Origin of the sequence: uncultured Tateyamaria sp. (assembly GCF_947497045.1) — a bacterium.
Lineage (GTDB): Bacteria > Pseudomonadota > Alphaproteobacteria > Rhodobacterales > Rhodobacteraceae > Tateyamaria.
The window spans coordinates 36074-57897 of the sequence record NZ_CANMEU010000008.1 but is presented as its reverse complement, the minus strand read 5'-3'; the positions used below and the strand labels follow the sequence as shown (position 1 = coordinate 57897).

Sequence of the window (21824 nt, the reverse complement as noted above, 5' to 3'; positions counted from 1 at the left end):
GGCCCATGATCCGTCGTGTGGGACATGCGCCGCAAAAAGGGCGTAGATACATACAACGCGCGGGGGCCTACGCCGTTTTGCATCGCCGCGATGAGGTGTTGCTGACCTGCCAGCTGGACCCTGATCCCGATATCCAACTGCCCGGTGGCGGGATTGATCCCGGCGAGTCGCCCCTTCAGGCGTTGCATCGGGAGGTGTTTGAAGAAACCGGCTGGCATATCGCACAGCCGCGCCGCCTGGGTGCCTTCCGACGCTATGTCTACATGCCGGAATACGATCTTTGGGCGGAAAAGCTGTGTCATGTCTACGCGGCGCATCCGACTCTGCGCATCAGTGACCCATCCGAGCCGGATCATATCGCGATATGGATCCATGCCAGCCTTGCAGCAAAAGCATTGGGAAATGAGGGCGATCGCATGTTCCTGTCACGCTATTTGACGTCCGGCGCACAGTGATATTCGAAAAGGATACCGGACACATCGTCCGGAAAATCCATATCCCCCGCAAAATCTGACATCTTCCAAAGCATCGCCTCGAAAAAGGCCGGTCCCTTGACCTGTGCAAGGTCACGCAACATATCGGCCAACCCCTCTTCCTCAAGCATGTTGCCATCTGGGCCAGGACATTCGGTCACCCCATCAGACAACAACAGCATTCGGTCACCGGGGTTCAGCTGTGCTTCAAATTGCGTGAACGAAATCCCCGACATCAGGCCCACCGGAAATCCGCCCGGCCCGGTCTGTTCAATCGTGCCATCGCGCCGCTGCACGGCCGGATGCGGGTGTCCGGCTTGCGCCATGCGCACATGCCCGGTCGTCAAATCCACATCTGCCAGCAACAAGGTAAAGTAATGCTCCGTCTCCATCTCATCGAGGACGAGATCGTTGAGCGTTTCGATAACCTGTTCCGGTGGCAGGAAACTGTAGCTGCCGTCGTCCAGCCGCTGCAACGCGACGTTCTGATCGGGGGCAGCAGCAGACAGGTATCCGGCCAGTCGCGCCGTCATCAAGGCCGAACTGATCCCATGGCCAGACACATCTATCGAAAACAATCCAAGATGCCCCTCACCCGCAGGGAAAAAGCCGACCAGATCGCCGCCGACATGCCCGCTGGAGCGCAACATCAACGACACATCGCTGCAATCAAAGGATTTATGCCGCTCACGGATCAGCGATTGCTGCAACTTTTTCGCTTCAATCAAGTCGTTGTCGAGCGAATCGTAAACCCGCTGCAATTCGTCCAAGGTGTCGGTGATCAACCTGTTTTTCTCGGTCAATTCTCGCTGCATCCGCAGGATACGCTGGCCAGCCGCAATACGCGCGCGCAGTTCACTTGCGTCCACCGGTTTGGTGACAAAGTCGTCCGCGCCCGCCTCCAGACCCATGGCGACCTCGTTCTTTTCGCTCTTGGAGGTCAACAGGATGAAGTATCCATACCGATCCCCCGACATCTTGCGGAACTCATTGCAGAATTCGAGACCGTTCATCCCCGGCATCATCCAATCGCTGAGAACCAGATCAGGGTGCGCTTTGTGCGCAATCTCAAGCGCTTCCTCGGCAGAGCCCGCCTCATGCACCTCAAACCCCCAGCGCTTGATCGAGCTGCTCAGGATCTTGCGTTGCAAACGGCTGTCATCGACGATCAGGACCCGCGGAGGCACCTCCGTCACGACGGATACACTTTCAGATGCTTCGACGGCATCGATATGTTGGACGTCTGCATTCATTTGACTGCGCATTCCGAACTGCTTGACCACTCATTATCCCGGGCCACTTAACGGGCCGTAAAACAATCCCACCGAGTCCCTAAACCTTTAATGGTTACGGTTTTTTAACAGTCCGTATGTTTGATCAGGCCAGATATCGGCAGAGGCACACCATGATAGACTGGCAACGCGTCACGACATTGCGCGCAGAAATCGGGGAAGAAGATTTCGAAGAGGTCGTGCCGTTGTTCATTGAGGAGGTTTCGGAAATCACAGACGGGTTGTCCGGTGAAGTCGACCTGTCACAACTCGAAGCGAACCTGCATTGCCTGAAGGGCAGCGCAATGAACCTCGGGTTTTCCGAATTTGCATCGCTGTGCCATCGCGGCGAAGCGCTGGCAGCCGCCGGGAATGCCGAGTCCGTCGACGTTGAGGAAATCCTGACCAGCTTTGAAGCATCAAAAACCGCGTTTCTATCGGGCTTGTCGCAAGGTGCTGCGGCCTAGATCACAAACTGCGCCAGCGTTTCATCGTTTGTAATGTCGGTATAGGTGAAGCCCTGCACATCCAACGCTGATAGAAACCGATCAAAGTTTTCGGGCCGTTTGGTCTCGATCCCGATCAAGACAGACCCGAAATTTCGGGCAGACTTTTTCAAGTATTCAAAGCGGGCAATATCATCGTCCGGCCCCAGGATATTCAAAAAATCCTTTAGAGCACCAGGGCGTTGCGGCATCCGCAGGATAAAATACTTCTTCACACCAGAGTAACGCTGCGCACGCTCCTTGACCTCGGGCAAGCGTTCAAAATCGAAATTCCCCCCAGAGGCGACACACACCACCGTCTTGCCCTTGATCTGGTCAACGACGTTCGACAACGCCTCAATCGCCAAGGCACCGGCAGGCTCCAACACAACGCCTTCGACATTCAGCATATCAATGATGGTTTTGCAGATACGATCCTCTGCAATATCAACGACATCCGCCGGATCGACAGAGGACAGGCGCGCAAATGTGCGATCCCCGATCTTGGCCACTGCGGCCCCATCCACAAACGTGTTGATCGGCGAGACATCAACGGGTGCGCCCGCCTTCACGGCATCCGCAAGCGACCTCGCACCCGAGGGTTCAACAAAGGTGTAAGCGATACGGTCACCGAAGTAGCTGCGCGTGCCAGCAGACAACCCGCCCCCGCCAACAGGCAGGATAATCCGATCTGGCAGACGGCCCAATTGTGCCTCGATTTCAACCGCGACCGAGGCCTGGCCTTCGATCACGTCCTCATCATCAAACGGCGACAGGAACCGTGCGCCGACCTCCGCGCTGAACGCCTGGGCAGAGGCAAGTGTGTCATCAAAATAATCGCCGGTCAGTCGCACCTCGACATGATCACCGCCAAACATCTGCGTCTTCATAATTTTCTGCTGCGGCGTCGTAACGGGCATGAAGATCACGCCCCGTGCCCCAAAATGCTTGCACATATAGGCCACGCCCTGCGCGTGATTGCCCGCACTCGCGCAAACAAACGTCGCATCCCCCGCGTCCACCTTGCGCATGGCATTGAATGCACCGCGCAGTTTGTAGGATCGCACCGGGCTCAGATCTTCACGTTTGAGCCAGATATCCGCACCAAACCGTGCCGACAGCATGTCATTTCGCAGCAAAGGTGTCGGGGCAAACACCGCGCGCATAGCCCTTTCACCGGCCCGCGCCCCATCCTGAAAGCTCATCCTTTGCCCCTTCCCTGCAATCACATTGACCTAGCGGGCTGACCTTGGTGGGTCAATCTTGCCCCTTGCCCGCAAAAGCGGTATCGCCAGCCAAACCTGACAGGAAAGACAAGACCGATGAGCGCACCCAAGAAAGTCGTCCTAGCCTATTCCGGTGGTCTGGACACGTCCATTATCCTCAAATGGCTGCAAACCGAATATGGCTGTGAGGTCGTGACCTTTACCGCCGACCTGGGCCAGGGCGAAGAGCTGGAACCCGCCCGCGCCAAGGCGGAATTGATGGGAGTATCGTCGATCTATATCGAGGATGTGCGCGAAGAATTCGTGCGCGATTTCGTGTTTCCGATGTTCCGAGCCAACGCGCTTTATGAGGGGCTGTACCTGCTTGGCACCTCCATCGCGCGCCCGTTAATTTCCAAACGGCTGGTCGAGATTGCGGTCATTGAGGGTGCGGATGCAGTGGCACACGGCGCGACAGGTAAGGGCAACGATCAGGTGCGGTTCGAGTTGGCCGCCTACGCACTGAACCCCGACATCAAGGTTATCGCGCCATGGCGTGAGTGGGATTTGTCAAGCCGCACCAAGCTGATCGACTTTGCCGAAAAGAATCAGATTCCAATCGCCAAGGACAAGCGTGGCGAGGCCCCGTTTTCGGTGGATGCGAACCTGTTGCACACCTCATCCGAGGGCAAGGTCCTCGAAGATCCAGCCATCGACGCACCCGACTATGTCTATCAACGCACCGTCGCCCCCGAAGACGCGCCAAACGAGCCTGAATATATCGAAATCAGCTTCGAAAAGGGCGATGCCGTATCTATCAATGGCGAGGCCATGTCGCCCGCCACAATCCTTACCAAGCTGAACGAATTGGGCGGCAAACACGGGATCGGTCGCCTTGATCTGGTCGAGGGGCGCTTTGTCGGTATGAAATCGCGCGGGATCTATGAAACGCCCGGCGGCACTGTGCTGTTGGAAGCACATCGCGGAATCGAACAGATCACGCTTGATCGCGGTGCGGCCCACCTCAAGGACGAGATGATGCCGCGCTATGCCGAGTTGATCTACAACGGGTTCTGGTTCTCGCCCGAACGCGAAATGCTGCAAGCACTGATCGACAAAAGCCAGGAACATGTGACGGGTACCGTGCGCCTCAAACTCTACAAAGGGTTGGCGCGTACGGTTGGGCGTTGGTCCGATCACAGCCTCTATTCCGAAGCGCACGTGACATTCGAGGATGATGCAGGGGCCTACGATCAGAAGGACGCCGCCGGGTTCATCCAGTTGAATGCCCTTCGGCTAAAGCTGCTTGCCGCACGGGACCGTCGGCTCAAGTAAGTTTGTATGCGGCGAGCGCCTCGTAGCTGGGCATTGCCGCATCAACCATCCGTGCATACGCTCCATCCAACGTTGGCAACGCTCCCTCGATGCTGTCAAACTTGGTGGATCGATGCACGGCACCATACCAATGGTGCGCCCAGACACCATCCGCTGAATGCCCCCCCGCGGGCCAGGTCAACATGGCCGGAGTCCATGGAATGCCCAAACAGGCGCAAAGTTTCTGCAACATCGTAGTCGGATCAGCGCGGATGTCACTGGAATCGATCACGATGGGATCGGCCACACTTTTGAAAAGCTGTACCTGTTGGAGAAAACCCAGATCGCTTAGCTGAGGCGCCTCGCGCTTTTTGGCATAGCTGGCAATCACGCGCGCAGGGTGGCGGATCAGAAACACGTTTTTGACCTGCTTGATCCATTCATCTGGCCAGTCAGACAGCATGTGATGTGTCATGTGTTTTTGATAAAAAACAGGCTCTGATAAGGGGGAAATAAGCGTTTCTGCGACCGCATGAGGGTCAATCGGCTGACTTGCCATGACCTCACCCCCCAACGGGTGCACCGCGCCCGATTGCGCAAGGTAGGCTGCATAAAACGGCTCGTCTACCACGCGGCAATCCCCGCGCGCAGCAAAGCTGTACATCATGGCCGTCGATAGATTTCGTGGCCCGGACCACATGGCGATACGTGTTGTCATGTCCGCCACGCTACGCACGGCTGAAACATTGGTAAACGTCAGATCACGCCTGCGCGACCTCGCTTTGCTGTGAATTGAGCCATCGATCCGTTTCCGCCACACTTTCACGAAAGGAGAACTGCCATGACCACCATGCGTACATTCAAAACCTTTTCGCTTGGCCTTGCGATCACCCTTGGCCTGTTTGCCCAAGCCAAGAGCGGGCAAGCCCAGCAACTTGAGACATTGACCGTCGCGGGCGGCTGTTTCTGGTGCGTTGAGGCTGATTTCGAAAAGGTGAAAGGCGTCAAAGAGGCGGTGTCAGGTTTTGCGGGTGGCACGGTCAGCGACCCCACCTACAAGCAGGTCACCAAAGGCGGCACGGGCCATTTGGAGGCCGTGCAGATCACATTCGATCCCGGTGAAGTCCAAGTTGAAACACTGCTGGCGTTGTTTTTCCGCTCGGTTGATCCCACGGACGCAGGCGGTCAGTTCTGTGATCGCGGCCAAAGCTACAGCACAGCCGTTTTCGCAACACCTGCCCAAAAGGCGGCAGCCGATACCGCCAAGGCCAATGCGCAGGCTGATTTGGGTAAGTCGGTCGTGACACCGATACTGGGCGCAGCGAAATTTTACCCCGCCGACAGCTATCATCAGGATTACTACAAGCAGACGGACGTGATTTTCACGCGCTTTGGCCCCAAATCCAAAGCAAACGCATACAAAGCCTACCGCAAAGCCTGCGGTCGTGACGCGCGTGTCAAAGAGTTGTGGGGCGCAGCTGCGCCATTTGCTGGCAGCTAAGACAACCGCGCATCTTCGATATCTTTAAGGTCAGGGATGACATCTGCGGTGCCATGACGCGTCACCATGATCGCGCCTGCCTGTGTGGCAAGCTTTAACGCCTGCTGCATGGGCATACCACGGTCCAGACCAGCCACCAGATACCCTGTGAACGTATCACCTGCCCCGGTGGTATCCACCGCCTCGACCGGGATGGCCGGAACACGCAGTTCCGACCCGGCCTGAACATCCAGCCAACGGCATCCATCCGCGCCGAGCGTGACAACGATATGGGCAACACCCAACTGATCGAGGGGTTTTCCCATTGCCTCTTGCAGCTGATCCGCTTCGATCTGGTTCAGGACAAGTAGATCCGTGAGCGACAATACATCTGACACAGCGTCCGCATCAAAGGGGGCCGCGGCATACACGACCCGCAAACCCATTTGCCGGGCTGTTTGCGCAGCCAGTTTTTGGCCGTTCGTTTCATTCTGCATTACCAGAAAATCTCCGGCAGCCGCAGCTGACAATGCGCTGTTGATCGCGTCATTCGAAATCATCAGATTGGTGCCGGGATAAAGGATAATCTGGTTTTCGCCATGATCATCAACCGAAATATTGGCATGCCCGGTCGCAGCACTGGCGATGCGGTCGATGCGGCGGGTGTCGACCCCGTACTCCATCAACCGATCCACCGTCCATCCGCCATCACCACCAACGGCACCGATATGGCTGACCCGTGCGGCGGCGCGTGCGATGGCCACCGACATATTCGCCCCTTTGCCGCCCAGTCCCTGACTGTGAGCGGACGCGCTCAGCGTCTCGCCCGGCGCGGGGAAATGCGGGACATGATATATATTGTCGATATTGATTGAGCCGAGATTCCAGACCGCCATCAGCCGACCTTGCAGGCCGCAAGCACAGCCATGTTAAGGATATCGTTCGCAGTCGACCCGGTAGAACAGATCTGGATAGAGCCATCGATACCAGCGAGGATCGGCCCAATGACCGTCGCGCTTCCCATCTCTTGCATCAGCTTGACCGAAATGCTGGCCGAATGACGGGCGGGTACCACAAGGATATTGGCCGGCCCTGTCAGCCGTGAAAACGGATATGCCGCCTGCGCTTGCGCATTCAGTGCGACATCAACCGTCATCTCGCCCTCGTATTCGAAGTCCACCCCACGTTGGTCGAGGACTTTGGGCGCTTGCAGCATTTTCTCCGCCCGTTCAGACACGGGATATCCAAACGTCGAAAAGCTGACAAATGCCACACGCGGTTCAAGGCCCATATTGCGGGCGACCATGGCGGCTTGTTCAGCGATATCGGCCAAGTTCTCTTCGTCGGGCCATTCATGCACCAGCGTGTCGGCTATGAATACGATCCGCCCTTTGTGGATCAGGGCAGTGACACCCGACGCCTTGCTGTCTGCATCGGCATCATAAACGTGGTTAATACGATCAAGGATATGGGCTGATTTGCGGGTTGCACCCGTAACAAGCCCATCGCCGTGCCCATGCGCCAGCATCAAGGCCGAGAACACATGACGGTCCCGTGCGGCGAGGCGATGAATGTCCTGATGATCAAAACCACGTCGTTGCAGACGGTCGTAAAGGTGAGTCTTATAAGTCTCTAAATGGGTGGTATTGGCCGCGTTGACCACATCCAGCTCTCGTACGGCATCGGCCAATCCGGCCTCTTCCAGCTTGGTTTTGACGTCATCTGCTCGACCCACAACCAATGCTTTACCAAAGCCTGCGCGTTGGTACATCACGGCCGCACGCAACACACGCGGGTCATCCCCCTCGGCAAAGATCATACGCGCCTGTGCGGCACGGGCCCTTGCGTTTATCCCGGTCAAAATGCTCGCTGTTGGATCCATCCGTGATTTCAGGCTCAGCTCATATGCGTCCATATCGATTATGGGACGGCGGGCCGCACCCGTGTCCATACCCGCCCGCGCCACGGCAGGCGGGATGCGGTGGATCAGGCGCGGATCGAACGGAGTGGGAATGATATAGTCACGTCCGAAACTTAGCGCCTTACCATAGGCCAACGCCACTTCGTCCGGCACATCTTCGCGCGCAAGATCGGCAAGAGCGTGCGCGCATGCGATTTTCATCTCGTCATTGATGGCACGGGCATGAATATCGAGGGCACCACGAAACAGGTAGGGAAAGCCCAATACATTATTGACCTGATTTGGGTAGTCGCTGCGACCTGTGGCAACGATTGCATCCATCCGAACCTCGCGGGCCTCTTCAGGCGTGATTTCAGGGTCAGGGTTCGCCATTGCAAAGATAACCGGGTTGTCCGCCATGCTTTCGACCATCGCGGGGGTCACGGCCCCTCTGACAGACACACCCAGAAACACATCCGCACCGTTCATTGCGTCGTCCAGGCTGCGTAAGTCGGTCTTGATGGCGTGGGCTGATTTCCATTGGTTCATGCCCTCGGTACGACCTTGATAGATCACACCCTTGGTGTCGCACACGATGCAATTGTCATGTTGCGCGCCCATGGACTTCAGCAACTCGATACAGGCGATTCCAGCGGCCCCGGCACCATTCAGAACGATCTTGACGTCCTCGATCTTCTTACCTGAGATGTGGAGCGCATTGATCAGCCCCGCAGCACAAATCACGGCCGTTCCATGCTGGTCATCATGGAACACCGGGATGTCCATTTCTTCTTTGAGGCGCTGTTCGATAATAAAGCACTCAGGCGCTTTGATATCCTCAAGGTTGATCCCACCAAAGGTGGGGCCCATCAGCTTTACGGCCTGACAGAATGCATCCGGATCCTCAGTATCGAGCTCAATATCAATGGAGTTGACATCCGCAAAGCGTTTGAACAACACCGCCTTGCCTTCCATCACCGGCTTGGACCCCAGCGCACCAAGATTGCCAAGGCCCAGCACAGCCGTACCGTTTGAAATCACGGCAACCAGATTGCCTTTGTTGGTATAATCATAAGCCAGTTCAGGGTTTTCCGCGATCGCTTCGCAAGGCACCGCAACCCCGGGTGAATACGCAAGGCTCAGGTCGCGCTGCGTTGTCATCGGCACCGTCGCTGCGATTTCGAACTTGCCTGGCGTCGGTTCCATATGGAATGCCAGCGCCTCTTCGGCTGTGACCTTGTTCTTGCTCATGTGCGGATGTCCTCCCTCGTGTCTAGTTGTCTTAGACCAGCAGGCACCATGCCTCAATCGACTTTGGCTTTCGCTCCGTGTCACCTGTTTGTAAGGTCGCGCGGCAGAACCCGGGGGTGCGCCATGTCCGTTACGCCAATGATGGCGCAATATCTCGAAATCAAAGCTGATCATGCGGGAGCATTGCTGTTCTACCGAATGGGCGACTTCTACGAGATGTTCTTTGATGATGCAGTCGCCGCGTCAGAGGCGCTGGATATTGCGCTTACCAAACGGGGCAAACATGACGGCGCGGACATTCCGATGTGTGGCGTACCGGTGCATGCGGCCGAGGGGTACTTTCTGACCCTTATCAGAAAGGGTTTTCGCGTGGCCGTCTGCGAGCAATTAGAAAGCCCGGCAGAAGCGAAAAAACGTGGGTATAAGTCTGTGGTCAAGCGCGGCGTAGTGCGGTTGGTCACACCCGGCACATTGACCGAAGACAGTTTGCTAGAGGCCCGTAAACACAATTTTCTCGCCGCCTATGCAGATGTGCGTGGATCAGGTGCGTTGGCCTGGGTCGATATTTCGACCGGGGCCTTTCACGTTATGAACGTCAGTTTGGCCTTATTAGGGCCTGAACTGGCCCGCCTGTCACCGTCTGAATTGATCGTTTCCGAAAGTATGGAAAGCGAGCTGCGCGAAACCGCCGATGATTTTGGAATCGCACTGACATCGCTTGGGCGGGCGGCATTCGACAGCAGCGCAGGTAGCGCACGGGTGTGCAGCACTTTCAAGGTATCGACTTTGGATGCCTTCGGGACATTCAGCCGCGCCGAGGTTGGCGCGATGAGTGCGTTGATCGAGTATCTTGAAGTAACACAGAAAGGCAAGTTGCCCCTCCTGCGCCCGCCGCAACAGGAAATGCGGGCCAAGACGGTTCAGATTGATGCAGCCACACGGCGCAATCTGGAACTGGCATCGGCCTTTTCAGGCGGGCGGTCAGGGTCTCTGCTGGAAGTGCTTGATCACACGGTCACGTCGGCCGGTGCCCGCCTGCTCGAACGTCGCATTTCGTCACCTTCACGTGTGTTAGAAACTATTTTGGATCGAAATGTCGCTGTTGAATATGGTGTTTCTGATGGCGCATTCACCGAAAATATTCGAGGTGTCCTGCGGCAAGTCCCGGACATGGATCGCGCGATATCGCGCCTGTCTTTGGACCGTGGTGGCCCGCGCGATCTTGCTGCGCTGCGCAATGGGCTGAAATGCGCAGCACAATTGGCCAGCGCTGCACCCTCCGACCTGCCACCATCATTGAAACAGGCCTACGACAATCTGATTGGCCACGATAACCTTGTCGGGCGGCTTGATAACGATCTTATCGCGGACCCCCCCATACTTGTAAGGGACGGAGGCTTTATCGCAACCGGATGCAACCCCGATCTGGATGAGGCGCGCACGTTGCGTGACGAAGGACGATCCGTCATTGCGCAGCTTCAGCAGGGCTATGTTCAAAGCTCTGGCGTTCAGTCACTCAAGATCAAACACAACAACGTCCTGGGTTACTTCATTGAAGTGACAGCCACCCATGCCGACAAGATGTTGTCCGCACCCCTAAGCGAGACGTTCATTCATCGGCAAACCACGGCAAACCAGGTCCGATTTACAACAGTCGAGCTATCAGAGCTCGAAACCCGTATTTTAAACGCAGGGTCGCGCGCGCTTGAGATCGAAAAGCGGCTCTATGAAGGATTGAAATCACTGGTTCTGGAGAATGCCGCCCAGATCGGACAAACAGCACGAGCCTTGGCAGAGATTGATTTGGCCACCGCCCTCGCCCATCTCGCAGTCAAGGAAAACTGGTGCAAACCTGTGCTTGATACGTCACGTGCATTCGAGATTGTCGGGGGCCGGCATCCAGTCGTGGAAAGGGCGCTGCGTAATCAAAATGGAGCCCCGTTCATTGCAAATGATTGCGACCTAAGCGCTGATCAGGAAGCTGCAATCTGGTTACTGACGGGTCCGAACATGGCCGGTAAATCAACGTTCCTGCGGCAAAACGCGTTGATCGCAATTCTTGCACAAATGGGCAGCTATGTGCCCGCCACATCGGCACATATCGGCCTTGTCAGTCAGATATTCAGCCGTGTGGGCGCATCTGATGATTTGGCACGCGGGCGGTCTACCTTCATGGTCGAAATGGTCGAGACAGCGGCCATTTTGAACCAGGCCGATGACCGCGCCTTGGTGATCCTGGATGAAATCGGCCGCGGGACTGCAACCTATGACGGGCTGTCGATCGCTTGGGCGACGCTTGAACACCTGCACGAAGTTAACAAATCACGCGCGCTTTTCGCCACGCATTACCACGAGATGACCGCCCTCGCGGCCAAGCTGGACGGGGTCGAAAATGCAACTGTAGCCGTTAAGGAATGGGAAGGCGAAGTTGTGTTTCTGCACGAGGTGCGGCGCGGTGCGGCGGATCGGTCCTACGGTGTGCAGGTCGCACAGCTCGCAGGGTTGCCGCCTGCCGTGATTTCGCGGGCACGGGTTGTTCTTGACGCGCTCGAGTCCAGTGACCGTGAAGGCGGCGCAACACAAAAGACACTGATCGACGATCTACCGCTGTTTTCGGCGACCGCTGTGGCACCCATCAGCAAACCCGAACCGTCACCCTTGATCGAAATGATGGAAGACATCCACCCGGATGAGCTTAGCCCGCGAGAGGCGCTCAACCTGATCTACAAACTGAAAGACGCAGCCAAGTCCTGACTGCGTCTTCATTGTTCCAAAGATACTCAAAAACAATCAGCCCGCGGGCATCGATGACACGCCAACCTGCGCAGGTCGCAGCAAACGGTCATGCAGCATAAATCCTTCGGCGGCCACCTGAATGATATCGCCTGCCCTGGTGCCAGGCACGGGCGCTTCGAACATCGCTTGATGATTTTGAGGATCAAACCGATCACCAACCTCGGGCGCGATCACCTCAATCCCATGCTTTTTGAAGACGTTCAGCAACTCGCGCATCGTCAACTCGACACCTTCAAGTAGCGGGCCGGACACGTCGCGCTGTTCATCCGTCGCCGCTTCAAGCGCGCGCTTCATGTTGTCATAGACCGGTAGCATGTCGCGGGCGAGTTTCGAGCCGCCATAATTCTCGGCTTCGCGGCGATCCTTGTCGGACCGTTTGCGCGCATTTTCGGCATCAGCCAAGGCGCGCATAAAGCGATCCCGCAACTCATCACGCTCAGCACGCAGCTGGTCCAACTCCAGCTCTTCCTCACCGATTTCCGCCATATCGTCGGCGTACTCTTCGCCTTCGGCAATATCGATATCATCCAGAAAATCGTCGTTCTTTGGCTCAGCCATAGTTCACCTTTCACTGCGGTCCGTCAGCATCCGCCCGACCAGCTGGGCTGTGTAGTCCACGATCGGAACGATTCGGCCATAGTTCAGCCGCGTGGGCCCAATGACCCCAATCGCACCGATAATCTTTCGATCCGCGTTCATATATGGGGAAACCACCAAAGAGGAACCCGAAAGTGAGAAAAGTTTGTTCTCTGAGCCGATAAAAATGCGCACACCGTCGCCGTCCTGGGTCAGGTCCAGAAATTCTGCGATATCGCGCTTGCGTTCAAGGTCGTCAAACAGGGACCGAATGCGTTCAAGATCACCCGCTTCGGCCGACTCACTGAGCAAGTTTGAGCGGCCACGCACAATCAGTCGTTCCGGTGTTTCGCCGTCACCCTGCCAGGTGGCAAGCCCACTTTCGACCAGCCCACGGGACAGTGCATCAATCTCTTGACGGCGTGCCGCGATCTCACGCTCAACAATTTTGTGCACTTCACTAAGGGTGTGCCCTTCAATGATCGCATTCAAAAAGTTCGCTGCTTCGCGCATGGACGACGGCGTTTGTCCACGTGGCGGCTGGAACAAACGATTTTCGACATGGCCATCCGCAAATACCAGAACGACCAGCGCCTGTTCTGGCCCGACAGGGACAAAATCCAGATGCTTGATCGGGGCTTCGTGCTTGGGTGTCAAAACCAGTGAGGCGCCGTGGGTGACACCAGACAAAGCGGACCCGACGCGATCCAGAAGGCCCGCAACGTCACGTTCGTTCGATCCCAGGGTCGCGTCGATCTTTTCCCGGTCCGAATCGTCAGGCACACCCACCTCAAGCAAGCCATCCACAAACATCCGCAGGCCCAACTGCGTCGGCACGCGCCCGGCGCTGACATGTGGGCTGCCCAACAGCCCCATGAACTCAAGGTCCTGCATCACGTTGCGAATTGTTGCAGCACTCACGCTTTCGCTAAAGTCACGGGTCAGCGTGCGCGACCCAACCGGATCGCCACTTTCCAGATACCCCTCAACCACGCGCCGAAACACCTCGCGCGAGCGCGCGTTCATTTCGTCTAGAAGGTTCTGCGCATCAGTCATCCTTGGTATTAAATGCCTCAAAAAACAAAGGTCAATCGGGGTTGCCACTGGACCCGGCACAGCGTTATCCCCACAAGGTAGCAAAAAGGACATATCATGCGCCCCTCTGGACGAGAGTTAAGCGAAATGCGGTCTGTTTCAATCGAAACAGGGTTCACCAAGCACGCCGAAGGGTCCGCCCTGATAAAAATGGGGGACACCCATGTATTGTGCACCGCCACAATCGAAGATCGGGTGCCGCCCTTTATCAAAGGGTCCGGGTTGGGCTGGGTCACTGCCGAATACGGGATGCTACCCCGCGCGACGAACACACGGATGCGACGCGAGGCGGCATCGGGCAAGCAAGGCGGTCGCACGGTCGAAATTCAGCGCTTGATCGGGCGCGCACTTCGGGCGGGCGTTGACCGCGTTGCCTTGGGCGAACGTCAAATTACCGTCGACTGCGATGTTTTGCAGGCGGATGGTGGCACGCGCTGTGCCTCAATCACCGGGGGTTGGGTCGCACTGCGCTTGGCTGTTGATAAGCTGATGAAAGCGGGGGATGTGATCAGCAACCCTCTGATCTCTCCAGTCGCGGCGGTCAGCTGTGGGATATATGCCGGGCAACCCGTGCTGGATCTCGACTATCCCGAGGACAGCGAAGCGGGCGTGGATGGCAACTTCATAATGATGGGCGACGGTCAGCTGATCGAAATCCAGATGAGTGCTGAGGGGTCAACCTTTTCCCGTGAGCAGATGAACCACCTGATGGATTTGGCGGAGAAGGGCGTGGGCGAATTGGCTGCCGCACAGTTAGAAGCGGTCAAGTGACACGCCGGTTTGATAGCGACCGAATCCTTGTCGCGACCCACAATGCTGACAAGCTCGAAGAGATGGAGCAACTCTTTGCCCCACGCGGCGTGCAGGTTGTCGGGGCAAAAGAGATGCAACTGCCCGAACCGGAAGAGACAGAGCACACATTTATCGGCAACGCCCGGATCAAGGCGCATGCAGCCACAAAGGCAACCGGCCTGCCCGCATTGGCAGATGATTCCGGTATCCAGATTGATGGGCTGAATGGAGCGCCGGGCGTCTACACTGCCGATTGGGCCGAAACACCAAACGGGCGCGATTTCATGCTGGCCATGACACGCGCGCATGACGAACTTGTGGCCTGCGATGCGCCGCTGCCATGGACGGCTCGGTTCTGTTCGACATTGGTGTTGGCATGGCCTGACGGACATGACGAAGTGTTCGCCGGAACCGTTGATGGGTCACTGGTCTGGCCTGTGCGTGGCCAACTGGGCCATGGGTATGATCCGATGTTCGTCCCTGTCGGCCATGACCGTACATTCGCAGAGATGCCCGCAGACGAAAAGAATGCGATCAGCCATCGCGCCGACAGTTTCAACAAGCTGATCGCTGGCTGTTTTGGCTGAGGATTGGGAAGCAGGCGGCTTTGGGCTGTATGTCCACTGGCCCTTTTGTGCAGCCAAATGCCCCTATTGCGACTTCAACAGCCATGTCACACGTTCTGTCGATCACGACGCGTGGCGCAGCGCATTGGTTGGCGAGGTCGAAAAGGCTGGTCGAAACACTAAGGGCCGCGTTTTGCGGTCCATTTTTTTTGGCGGCGGCACGCCCAGCCTGATGGTCCCTGCGACTGTCGATGCGATTGTGCAGGCAGCCCACCGGACATGGCCCGTCGTAAACGATCTTGAAGTCACGCTTGAAGCAAATCCGACATCTGTTGAGGCGTCGAAATTCGCAGACTTTCGTGCCGCGGGCGTAAACCGGGTGTCGATGGGTATTCAGGCGCTGAACGATACGGACCTGAAAGCCCTTGGCCGAATGCACACGGCAGACGAGGCACTGAAAGCCTTTGATATTGCCCGATCGGAATTTCGGCGCGTCAGCTTTGATCTGATGTATGGACGGCAAAAGCAGTCTCTAACCGAATGGAAATCAGAGTTGCGGCGTGCTCTTGGCCTCGGGTTGGACCATGTATCACTCTATCAACTAACAGTAGAAGCCGGAACGGCTTTTGGGGATCGTTACGCCGCCGGAGCGTTACGTGGATTGCCGGATGATGACCTATCCGCTGATATGTACGCCGTAACACAGGACATTTGTGCCGAATACAACATGCCCCGCTATGAGGTCTCCAATCATGCCAAGGATGGCGCTGAATCACGACATAATCTGATCTATTGGCGATACGGCGACTATGCAGGTATCGGTCCGGGCGCGCATGGCCGACTGACCATCGACGGTCAGCGTACCGCAACCGAACAGCAGCGCATGCCAGCCAGATGGTTAACGGGCATCGACAGGCAATCAAACGAAAAACTATCGCGAAACAATCAAGCCGTCGAATTTCTGATGATGGGGTTACGATTGGCAGAAGGCGTGGACCTAGAACGCTACCAAGCCTTGGCCGGGGTACCTTTGTCCGAAACCAAGATGGGCGAGTTGGCGCAGATGGGGCTTGTACACAGTACAAAAACTAAAATATCCGTTACAGATCAGGGGTTTACATTGTTGAACGGCGTGCTTCGTACATTGTTGGTCGATTAACCTGCGCTCAAGCGGCGACAAAGATCATCAAGCTGATCCAGGGTATCGTAGTGCAATGTAAGCTGGCCGGCCTCTCCATCTGCCTTATGCGATAACGTCACTTTCACGCCGGTCGCTGCCGAAAGATCGTTCTCCAATGCACGGGTGTCCGCATCTTTCTCGAGCGTTGAAGGCCTCTTGCTGCCCATAAAAATATTCTGGCTGTCATCAGCCGCTGACTTCTTAACCAGCGCTTCGGTCGCGCGCACGGAAAGTCCACCAGAAATCACTTTCTTCGCCAGCCCCTCCGGATCATCGGATGTGATCAAGGCACGGGCGTGTCCTGCACTTAGCGATCCATCGACGACATAGGATTGAACACTGCTTGGAAGTTGCAGCAAGCGCAGCAGGTTCGCAATATGGCTACGGCTTTTGCCAAGTGCTTCCGCCATCTTCTCCTGTGTATGTCCGAAACGGTCCATCAACTGCTTGTACCCAGCCGCCTCTTCCACCGGATTCAGGTCTGCACGTTGGATATTCTCAATGATGGCGACTTCAAGCACTTCTGAATCGGTAAAGTCGCGCACAACGACAGGCAGCTGATGCAACTGCGCCTGTTGCGCCGCGCGCCAACGCCGTTCCCCCGCGACGATCTCGAACTGACCCTCAACCTTTCGAACGATAAGAGGCTGAAGAACACCTTTTTCTTTAATCGAAGCGACGAGGTCATTCAAATCTTCGGCGTTGAAGCGTTTTCTCGGCTGATCTGGGTTTGGCCGGATTTTTTCGATAGGCACGAATTGATCCATGCTCCGCACCTCGGACGGCTGTACTTCAGCCTCGTTCACATCCGCCATCAACGCCGAAAGACCACGACCAAGACCACGCTTTTTATCTTTGTTCGCCATACTCAAGCCTTTGTTTTTGTTTTGTTTTCAACCAATTCCTTGGCCAATGCACGGTAAGCAACCGCCCCTTTTGATGTGGTATCATATGTCAGAACGGGCATGGCGAAAGACGGTGCTTCGCTGACCCGCACATTCCGTGGGATACGCGTTTGAAAGACCAGATCGCCCAGATTATCGCGTGCATCCTGCTCAACCTGCTGAGACAGATTGTTGCGCGCGTCGTGCATCGTCAACACGACACCCTCGATCCTCAATGATGGGTTTCCGGTGTGACGCACCTCACGAATGGTCAGCATCAGCTGCGACAGACCTTCAAGTGCGAAAAATTCGCTTTGCAACGGCACAAGAACCGAATGCGATGCAATCATCGCATTCACCGTCAAAAGGTTCAGCGATGGCGGGCAGTCGATCAGGATATAATCAAAGCCGAACTGATCCATATCCACCTGACGCAACGCGTCGTGTAGCAAAAAGCTGCGCTTCTCGTTCGAAATAAGCTCTATATCAGCCGAACTCAGATCAACAGTCGCAGGTACAATCATCAGTCCATCAATATCAGTGGCCAAAATCACCTCTTTCAAGCTGATTTCCTCAAGCAACAGCTCATATGTCGTGAATTCGCGGTCCTCAACATCAACGCCCAGCCCCGTCGAGGCGTTGCCTTGAGGGTCAAGATCAACCACCAACACGCGTGTGCCAATTTCAGCGAGGGCTGCGGCTAGATTGATGGTTGTTGTCGTCTTTCCAACGCCACCCTTTTGATTCACAACCGAGATAATCTTGGGACCAGGCGGTCGTGTAGGATCAGACACGTTCGATATCCCTTATCGTCAAAATAGCGGCCTCTGGGTTGGTCTTACTCGCCCTGGCTTCGTATGAAAACCGCCAGTTTACCAAGGCCGCCTGAATTTCTTCGCGCCACCGCGCCCCTTTCATAAATACGCAAACGCCATCAGACGCGAGATGGGGCGTTGAGAGGGACAACAGGCTATCAAGATCAGCGAGTGCGCGCGCCGATATGATATCCGCCGTCTGTGCAGCAGTGTTTTCAACCCGATCAGCAATGACCGCAAACTCCAGGTCAAGTTCACGCGCGCAAGTTCGCAGGAAAGCTGCCTTGCGATGATCGCTTTCTACCATTGTAATGGCGGCGCTATCGCCCTGCTGTTTAGCCAGGATCGCGACAACAACACCGGGCAAACCACCACCACTGCCAATATCAAGCCATTTTCCAGTGGCAGAACGATAGGCTTGCGCTGAATCCCAGATATGCCGCTCACTAATGTCAGACTGGGTCGATTTTGCTATCAGATTGATGTGACCCGTCCACTTCAACAGCAACGCTGAGTAAGCCTCCAGGCAATCCAATGTTTCACGTGAAACATTATGGTCGAACCAATCAGGCCTTTTCATGAGGCACGGCGTTTTTCAAGATAGCGTATCCGGCTCAGGATCAGCGCCAGGCCCGCTGGTGTCATCCCATCAATGCGGGAAGCCTGACCAAGGTCTGCCGGACGGACCCGTTGTAGCTTCCCTGTTAACTCCGCCGACAGGCCAGTTACGGAATCATAGTCAAAATCCTGTGGGATCGTATGTGTTTCATCCCTGCGCAGCTTTTCAACATCTTTCTGTTGGCGGTCTATGTAGTTGGAATACAAAGCATCTTTAGACAACTGTTCTTGCGTCACCTTATCGATATCAGCAAGCGACGACGAAAGATGAACAATATCTGAAAAGACTACATCCGGAAATGCGAGCAATTGAAAAGGGGTTCGCTTCTTGCCATCTTGATTTATGCGAATTCCCGCTTTGGCGATCTCTTTCGGCGTAAAGCTCTGTCCATCAAGCACCACACGCGCGCTGTGGATGCGTTCCATTTTCCTGCTGAACGCTTGGGCGCGTTGCGGGCCCACACAGCCAATATCGATCCCGATTGGCGTCAGGCGTTGATCCGCGTTGTCGGCACGAAGAGACAGCCGAAACTCCGCGCGAGATGTAAACATGCGATACGGCTCGGTCACACCACGTGTCGTCAGATCATCAATCATCACACCGACATAACTTTGGTCTCGCCGAAATTGTATCGGCCCCAAACCAGTCGCTGATCGCGCAGCATTCACCCCTGCAACTAATCCTTGTGCCGCCGCCTCTTCATATCCTGTTGTACCGTTGATTTGCCCCGCAAGGTACAGCCCAGGAACATGACGCACAGAAAGATCAGAATTTAAGGCACGTGGATCTACATAATCGTATTCGATCGCATATCCCGGCTGAACAATCTTTGCCGTGTTCAATCCGACGATAGAGTGCACATACCGCTCTTGCACATCTACGGGCAATGATGTCGAGATCCCGTTTGGATAAACCGTATGATCGCTCAAGCTCTCGGGTTCCAAGAAAATCTGATGTGAATCCTTGTCAGAAAATCGGACGATCTTATCCTCGATCGATGGGCAATATCGAGGACCAACACCATCAATATGTCCACCATACATCGCGGATCGGCTTAGATTTTCCCGAATTATATCATGGGTTTGACTGTTGGTATGCGTAATCCCACAAGTGATCTGACGCTGTGGTGCCTTAGTGGACGAAAAAGAAAACAATGTTGGGTCATCATCACCCTCCTGTCGTTCCAGAATATCCCAGTTAATCGTCCGCCCATCGAGGCGTGGCGGTGTTCCTGTCTTTAATCGACCGAGGGGCAAGCCAAACTCATCTATGCGATCGGCCAAGCGTGTCGATGCAGTATCTCCCATACGTCCACCAGCATATGACGTGTCGCCAATGTGGATCAGGCCCCTTAGAAACGTCCCTGTCGTCAGAATAACTGCACGTGCGCTGATGCTGGACCCGTCATGGAGCATAACGCCGGACACGCGATCTGCGATCATGCTAAAGTCGATAACCTCACCCTCGATAACGGACAGGTTTTCGGTACTCTCCATGATATCGAGCATGGTTGAGCGATAAATCTGGCGATCGGACTGGGCGCGAGGTCCCTGTACCGCTGGTCCCTTTCTCCGGTTCAGCAAGCGAAACTGGATGCCTGCATTGTCGGCGACACGACCCATTACACCGTCCATCGCATCAATCTCTCGTACCAGATGACCCTTTCCAAGGCCCCCAATCGCTGGATTACATGACATAACCCCAATGCCGGAACGCTTCATGGTCACCAAGGCCGTCTTGACGCCCATGCGTGCCGCGGCATGTGCAGCTTCGCAGCCAGCATGCCCTCCACCAATGACCAAGACATCAAATTGTTTCACGTGAAACACTCCGCTATTTTCCCAGACAGAAGCTTGAGAATATCTCGTCCAGCAAGCTTTCGACGTCCACGCGCCCCACAATCGCTTCCAGCGATCGGATCGCGATTCGAATTTCTTCTGCGGCAATATCATAATGGGCCGAACCCGCACCAACAAACCGCTCCGCTTGATCAAGCAAAGTGATCGCCTCAACCATTGCGGACCGATGCCGTTCTTGCGTGGCCAAACCAGCCCCTTGAGCCATCATTGACAAACGCTCTGTCATCTTCGAAATTAATTCCGGCACACCGTACCCGGTCAAGCCAGATATCGCGTTCGTCTTGTCGGACCTCTTATCAGCCTTGGGACTGACAACAACATCCCCGTCACGGGGCTGCAACGGCAAATCGTCGATATTGTCTGTCAAGAACACCCTCAGATCTGCTACTTCCGCCCTTTGAATCGCCCGCGAAATGCCCTCTGCTTCAACCTCATCCTCCCCATCACGTAAACCCGCCGTATCCAGCAAAGTCACTGCAAGGCCACCCAAATCCATACGCACTTCGATCACGTCTCGAGTTGTACCGGCGCGCGCCGACGTGATTGCTGCATCCCGCTTGGCCAACGCGTTAAGCAAAGTTGATTTTCCGACATTCGGCGCGCCGACAATGGCGACTTCAAACCCCGAGCGAATACGCTCGGCAGCGGCAAACCCTGAAAGCTCGGCTGCGACATCGGCTTTGACCTGTCCAAGCAGCGATTGCACTTCCGGCGTGACGTCAACGGGTACATCTTCATCAGCGAAGTCGATTGTAACTTCGATAAGCGCAGCAGCGCGTATCAGATCACCTCGCCACGTTTCGATTTTCTTACCAAACGCGCCCGACACTATGCGCAAAGCCTGTTGCCGCTGCGCCTCCGTTTCGGCCTCGATCAGATCACCCAGACCTTCGACTTGTGCGAGGTCCATTTTGTCGTTTTCCAAGGCTCGTCTGGTAAACTCACCCGGTTCGGCAATCCGCGCATCACCTGATGCCAACAGGCGCAAAACAGCTGAAACCACAGCGATACTGCCATGTAAGTGTAGCTCAACCACATCTTCGCCCGTAAAACTGGCAGGGCTCTGGAACGTCAGAACGAGCGCTTGGTCAACCGGTTGTCCGTCAGAGTCCGACAGTGTCCGCACACCGGCCTGGCGCGGAGGCGGCAATGTGCCTGCAAGTTTCGATGCGCAGGCAAAGGCCGATGGACCAGATATTCGCACAACGGAAACGCCCGCCCGACCCTGTGCCGTTGCCAAGGCAAAAATCGTGTCCATCCTAC

General features: G+C 55.8%; 20 protein-coding genes. 8 read left to right on the top strand and 12 right to left on the bottom strand.

The window, feature by feature from the left end; all coding sequences use genetic code 11:
• Nucleotides 1-5 precede the first annotated feature (5 nt).
• Nucleotides 6-455, top strand: a complete 450-nt coding sequence (locus tag Q0859_RS15410) for an NUDIX hydrolase (protein ID WP_299152699.1) — start codon at nucleotides 6-8, stop codon at nucleotides 453-455.
• On the opposite strand, the gene Q0859_RS15405 is transcribed toward Q0859_RS15410, so the two are convergent.
• Nucleotides 431-1726 carry a SpoIIE family protein phosphatase gene (locus Q0859_RS15405; RefSeq protein WP_299152697.1) on the bottom strand — a complete coding sequence of 432 codons (1296 nt, stop codon included), beginning with the start codon at nucleotides 1724-1726 and terminating at the stop codon, nucleotides 431-433. The two genes, Q0859_RS15410 and Q0859_RS15405, sit on opposite strands and share 25 nt — an antisense overlap.
• 152 nt (nucleotides 1727-1878) lie before the next feature.
• Between Q0859_RS15405 and Q0859_RS15400 the strand changes: the two genes are divergently transcribed.
• Nucleotides 1879-2211, top strand: coding sequence for an Hpt domain-containing protein (locus Q0859_RS15400; RefSeq protein WP_299152694.1), 333 nt, complete (start codon nucleotides 1879-1881; stop codon nucleotides 2209-2211).
• Here Q0859_RS15400 and ilvA read toward each other — a convergent pair.
• Nucleotides 2208-3434: a threonine ammonia-lyase IlvA gene (ilvA, locus tag Q0859_RS15395; protein ID WP_299152692.1), complete on the bottom strand. Its 1227-nt coding sequence runs from the start codon at nucleotides 3432-3434 to the stop codon at nucleotides 2208-2210. The genes Q0859_RS15400 and ilvA overlap by 4 nt on opposite strands.
• 117 nt (nucleotides 3435-3551) lie before the next feature.
• Here ilvA and Q0859_RS15390 point away from each other — a divergent pair, with 117 nt between their 5' ends.
• The gene (locus Q0859_RS15390; protein WP_299152689.1) at nucleotides 3552-4769 is read left to right on the top strand and encodes an argininosuccinate synthase; all 1218 of its coding nucleotides are present in this window, start codon (nucleotides 3552-3554) and stop codon (nucleotides 4767-4769) included.
• Here Q0859_RS15390 and Q0859_RS15385 read toward each other — a convergent pair.
• Nucleotides 4762-5448: an HAD family hydrolase gene (locus Q0859_RS15385; RefSeq protein WP_299152998.1), complete on the bottom strand. Its 687-nt coding sequence runs from the start codon at nucleotides 5446-5448 to the stop codon at nucleotides 4762-4764. The genes Q0859_RS15390 and Q0859_RS15385 overlap by 8 nt on opposite strands.
• A gap of 141 nt (nucleotides 5449-5589) precedes the next feature.
• On the opposite strand from Q0859_RS15385, the gene msrA reads away from it, so the two are divergent.
• Nucleotides 5590-6249 carry a peptide-methionine (S)-S-oxide reductase MsrA gene (gene msrA, locus Q0859_RS15380; RefSeq protein WP_299152686.1) on the top strand — a complete coding sequence of 220 codons (660 nt, stop codon included), beginning with the start codon at nucleotides 5590-5592 and terminating at the stop codon, nucleotides 6247-6249.
• On the opposite strand, the gene Q0859_RS15375 is transcribed toward msrA, so the two are convergent.
• Together Q0859_RS15375 and Q0859_RS15370 are read right to left on the bottom strand one after the other, a co-directional pair.
• Nucleotides 6246-7124 (bottom strand): ribokinase, encoded by an 879-nt coding sequence (locus Q0859_RS15375; protein ID WP_299152683.1) that lies wholly within the window; start codon nucleotides 7122-7124, stop codon nucleotides 6246-6248. The two genes, msrA and Q0859_RS15375, sit on opposite strands and share 4 nt — an antisense overlap.
• Nucleotides 7124-9379, bottom strand: a complete 2256-nt coding sequence (locus Q0859_RS15370) for an NADP-dependent malic enzyme (protein WP_299152680.1) — start codon at nucleotides 9377-9379, stop codon at nucleotides 7124-7126. The genes Q0859_RS15375 and Q0859_RS15370 overlap by 1 nt, the downstream gene beginning before the upstream one ends.
• Before the next feature lie 123 nt (nucleotides 9380-9502).
• On the opposite strand from Q0859_RS15370, the gene mutS reads away from it, so the two are divergent.
• The gene (mutS, locus tag Q0859_RS15365; protein WP_299152679.1) at nucleotides 9503-12133 is read left to right on the top strand and encodes a DNA mismatch repair protein MutS; all 2631 of its coding nucleotides are present in this window, start codon (nucleotides 9503-9505) and stop codon (nucleotides 12131-12133) included.
• Nucleotides 12134-12169: 36 nt separating this feature from the next.
• On the opposite strand, the gene Q0859_RS15360 is transcribed toward mutS, so the two are convergent.
• Both Q0859_RS15360 and hrcA read right to left on the bottom strand, forming a co-directional pair.
• The gene (locus Q0859_RS15360; RefSeq protein WP_299152676.1) at nucleotides 12170-12733 is read right to left on the bottom strand and encodes a nucleotide exchange factor GrpE; all 564 of its coding nucleotides are present in this window, start codon (nucleotides 12731-12733) and stop codon (nucleotides 12170-12172) included.
• A gap of 3 nt (nucleotides 12734-12736) precedes the next feature.
• The gene (gene hrcA / locus Q0859_RS15355) at nucleotides 12737-13807 is read right to left on the bottom strand and encodes a heat-inducible transcriptional repressor HrcA (protein WP_299152674.1); all 1071 of its coding nucleotides are present in this window, start codon (nucleotides 13805-13807) and stop codon (nucleotides 12737-12739) included.
• Between the two features lie 96 nt (nucleotides 13808-13903).
• Here hrcA and rph point away from each other — a divergent pair, with 96 nt between their 5' ends.
• Genes rph through hemW form a run of 3 tightly spaced genes read left to right on the top strand, consistent with a single transcriptional unit; the run spans nucleotide 13904 to nucleotide 16363 of the window.
• Nucleotides 13904-14617 (top strand): ribonuclease PH, encoded by a 714-nt coding sequence (gene rph / locus Q0859_RS15350; protein ID WP_299152672.1) that lies wholly within the window; start codon nucleotides 13904-13906, stop codon nucleotides 14615-14617.
• Entirely contained in the window at nucleotides 14614-15225 is a 612-nt protein-coding gene (gene rdgB / locus Q0859_RS15345; protein ID WP_299152669.1) for an RdgB/HAM1 family non-canonical purine NTP pyrophosphatase, read from the top strand. Before rph ends, rdgB begins: the two co-directional genes overlap by 4 nt.
• Nucleotides 15218-16363 carry a radical SAM family heme chaperone HemW gene (hemW, locus tag Q0859_RS15340; RefSeq protein WP_299152664.1) on the top strand — a complete coding sequence of 382 codons (1146 nt, stop codon included), beginning with the start codon at nucleotides 15218-15220 and terminating at the stop codon, nucleotides 16361-16363. Before rdgB ends, hemW begins: the two co-directional genes overlap by 8 nt.
• Here hemW and Q0859_RS15335 read toward each other — a convergent pair.
• From Q0859_RS15335 to mnmE, 5 genes are read right to left on the bottom strand one after another with little or no spacing between them, the layout of a single operon-like run.
• On the bottom strand, nucleotides 16360-17250 hold the full coding sequence (locus Q0859_RS15335) for a ParB/RepB/Spo0J family partition protein (protein WP_299152661.1): 891 nt from the start codon (nucleotides 17248-17250) through the stop codon (nucleotides 16360-16362). The genes hemW and Q0859_RS15335 overlap by 4 nt on opposite strands.
• A gap of 2 nt (nucleotides 17251-17252) precedes the next feature.
• Nucleotides 17253-18062: an AAA family ATPase gene (locus tag Q0859_RS15330; RefSeq protein WP_299152657.1), complete on the bottom strand. Its 810-nt coding sequence runs from the start codon at nucleotides 18060-18062 to the stop codon at nucleotides 17253-17255.
• Nucleotides 18055-18663 carry a 16S rRNA (guanine(527)-N(7))-methyltransferase RsmG gene (rsmG, locus tag Q0859_RS15325; RefSeq protein ID WP_299152656.1) on the bottom strand — a complete coding sequence of 203 codons (609 nt, stop codon included), beginning with the start codon at nucleotides 18661-18663 and terminating at the stop codon, nucleotides 18055-18057. Before rsmG ends, Q0859_RS15330 begins: the two co-directional genes overlap by 8 nt.
• A complete protein-coding gene (gene mnmG / locus Q0859_RS15320) occupies nucleotides 18660-20531 on the bottom strand; it encodes a tRNA uridine-5-carboxymethylaminomethyl(34) synthesis enzyme MnmG (protein ID WP_299152655.1) in 1872 nt (623 codons plus the stop codon). The genes rsmG and mnmG overlap by 4 nt, the downstream gene beginning before the upstream one ends.
• A gap of 4 nt (nucleotides 20532-20535) precedes the next feature.
• Nucleotides 20536-21819 carry a tRNA uridine-5-carboxymethylaminomethyl(34) synthesis GTPase MnmE gene (gene mnmE, locus Q0859_RS15315; RefSeq protein ID WP_299152654.1) on the bottom strand — a complete coding sequence of 428 codons (1284 nt, stop codon included), beginning with the start codon at nucleotides 21817-21819 and terminating at the stop codon, nucleotides 20536-20538.
• Nucleotides 21820-21824: the final 5 nt, after the last annotated feature.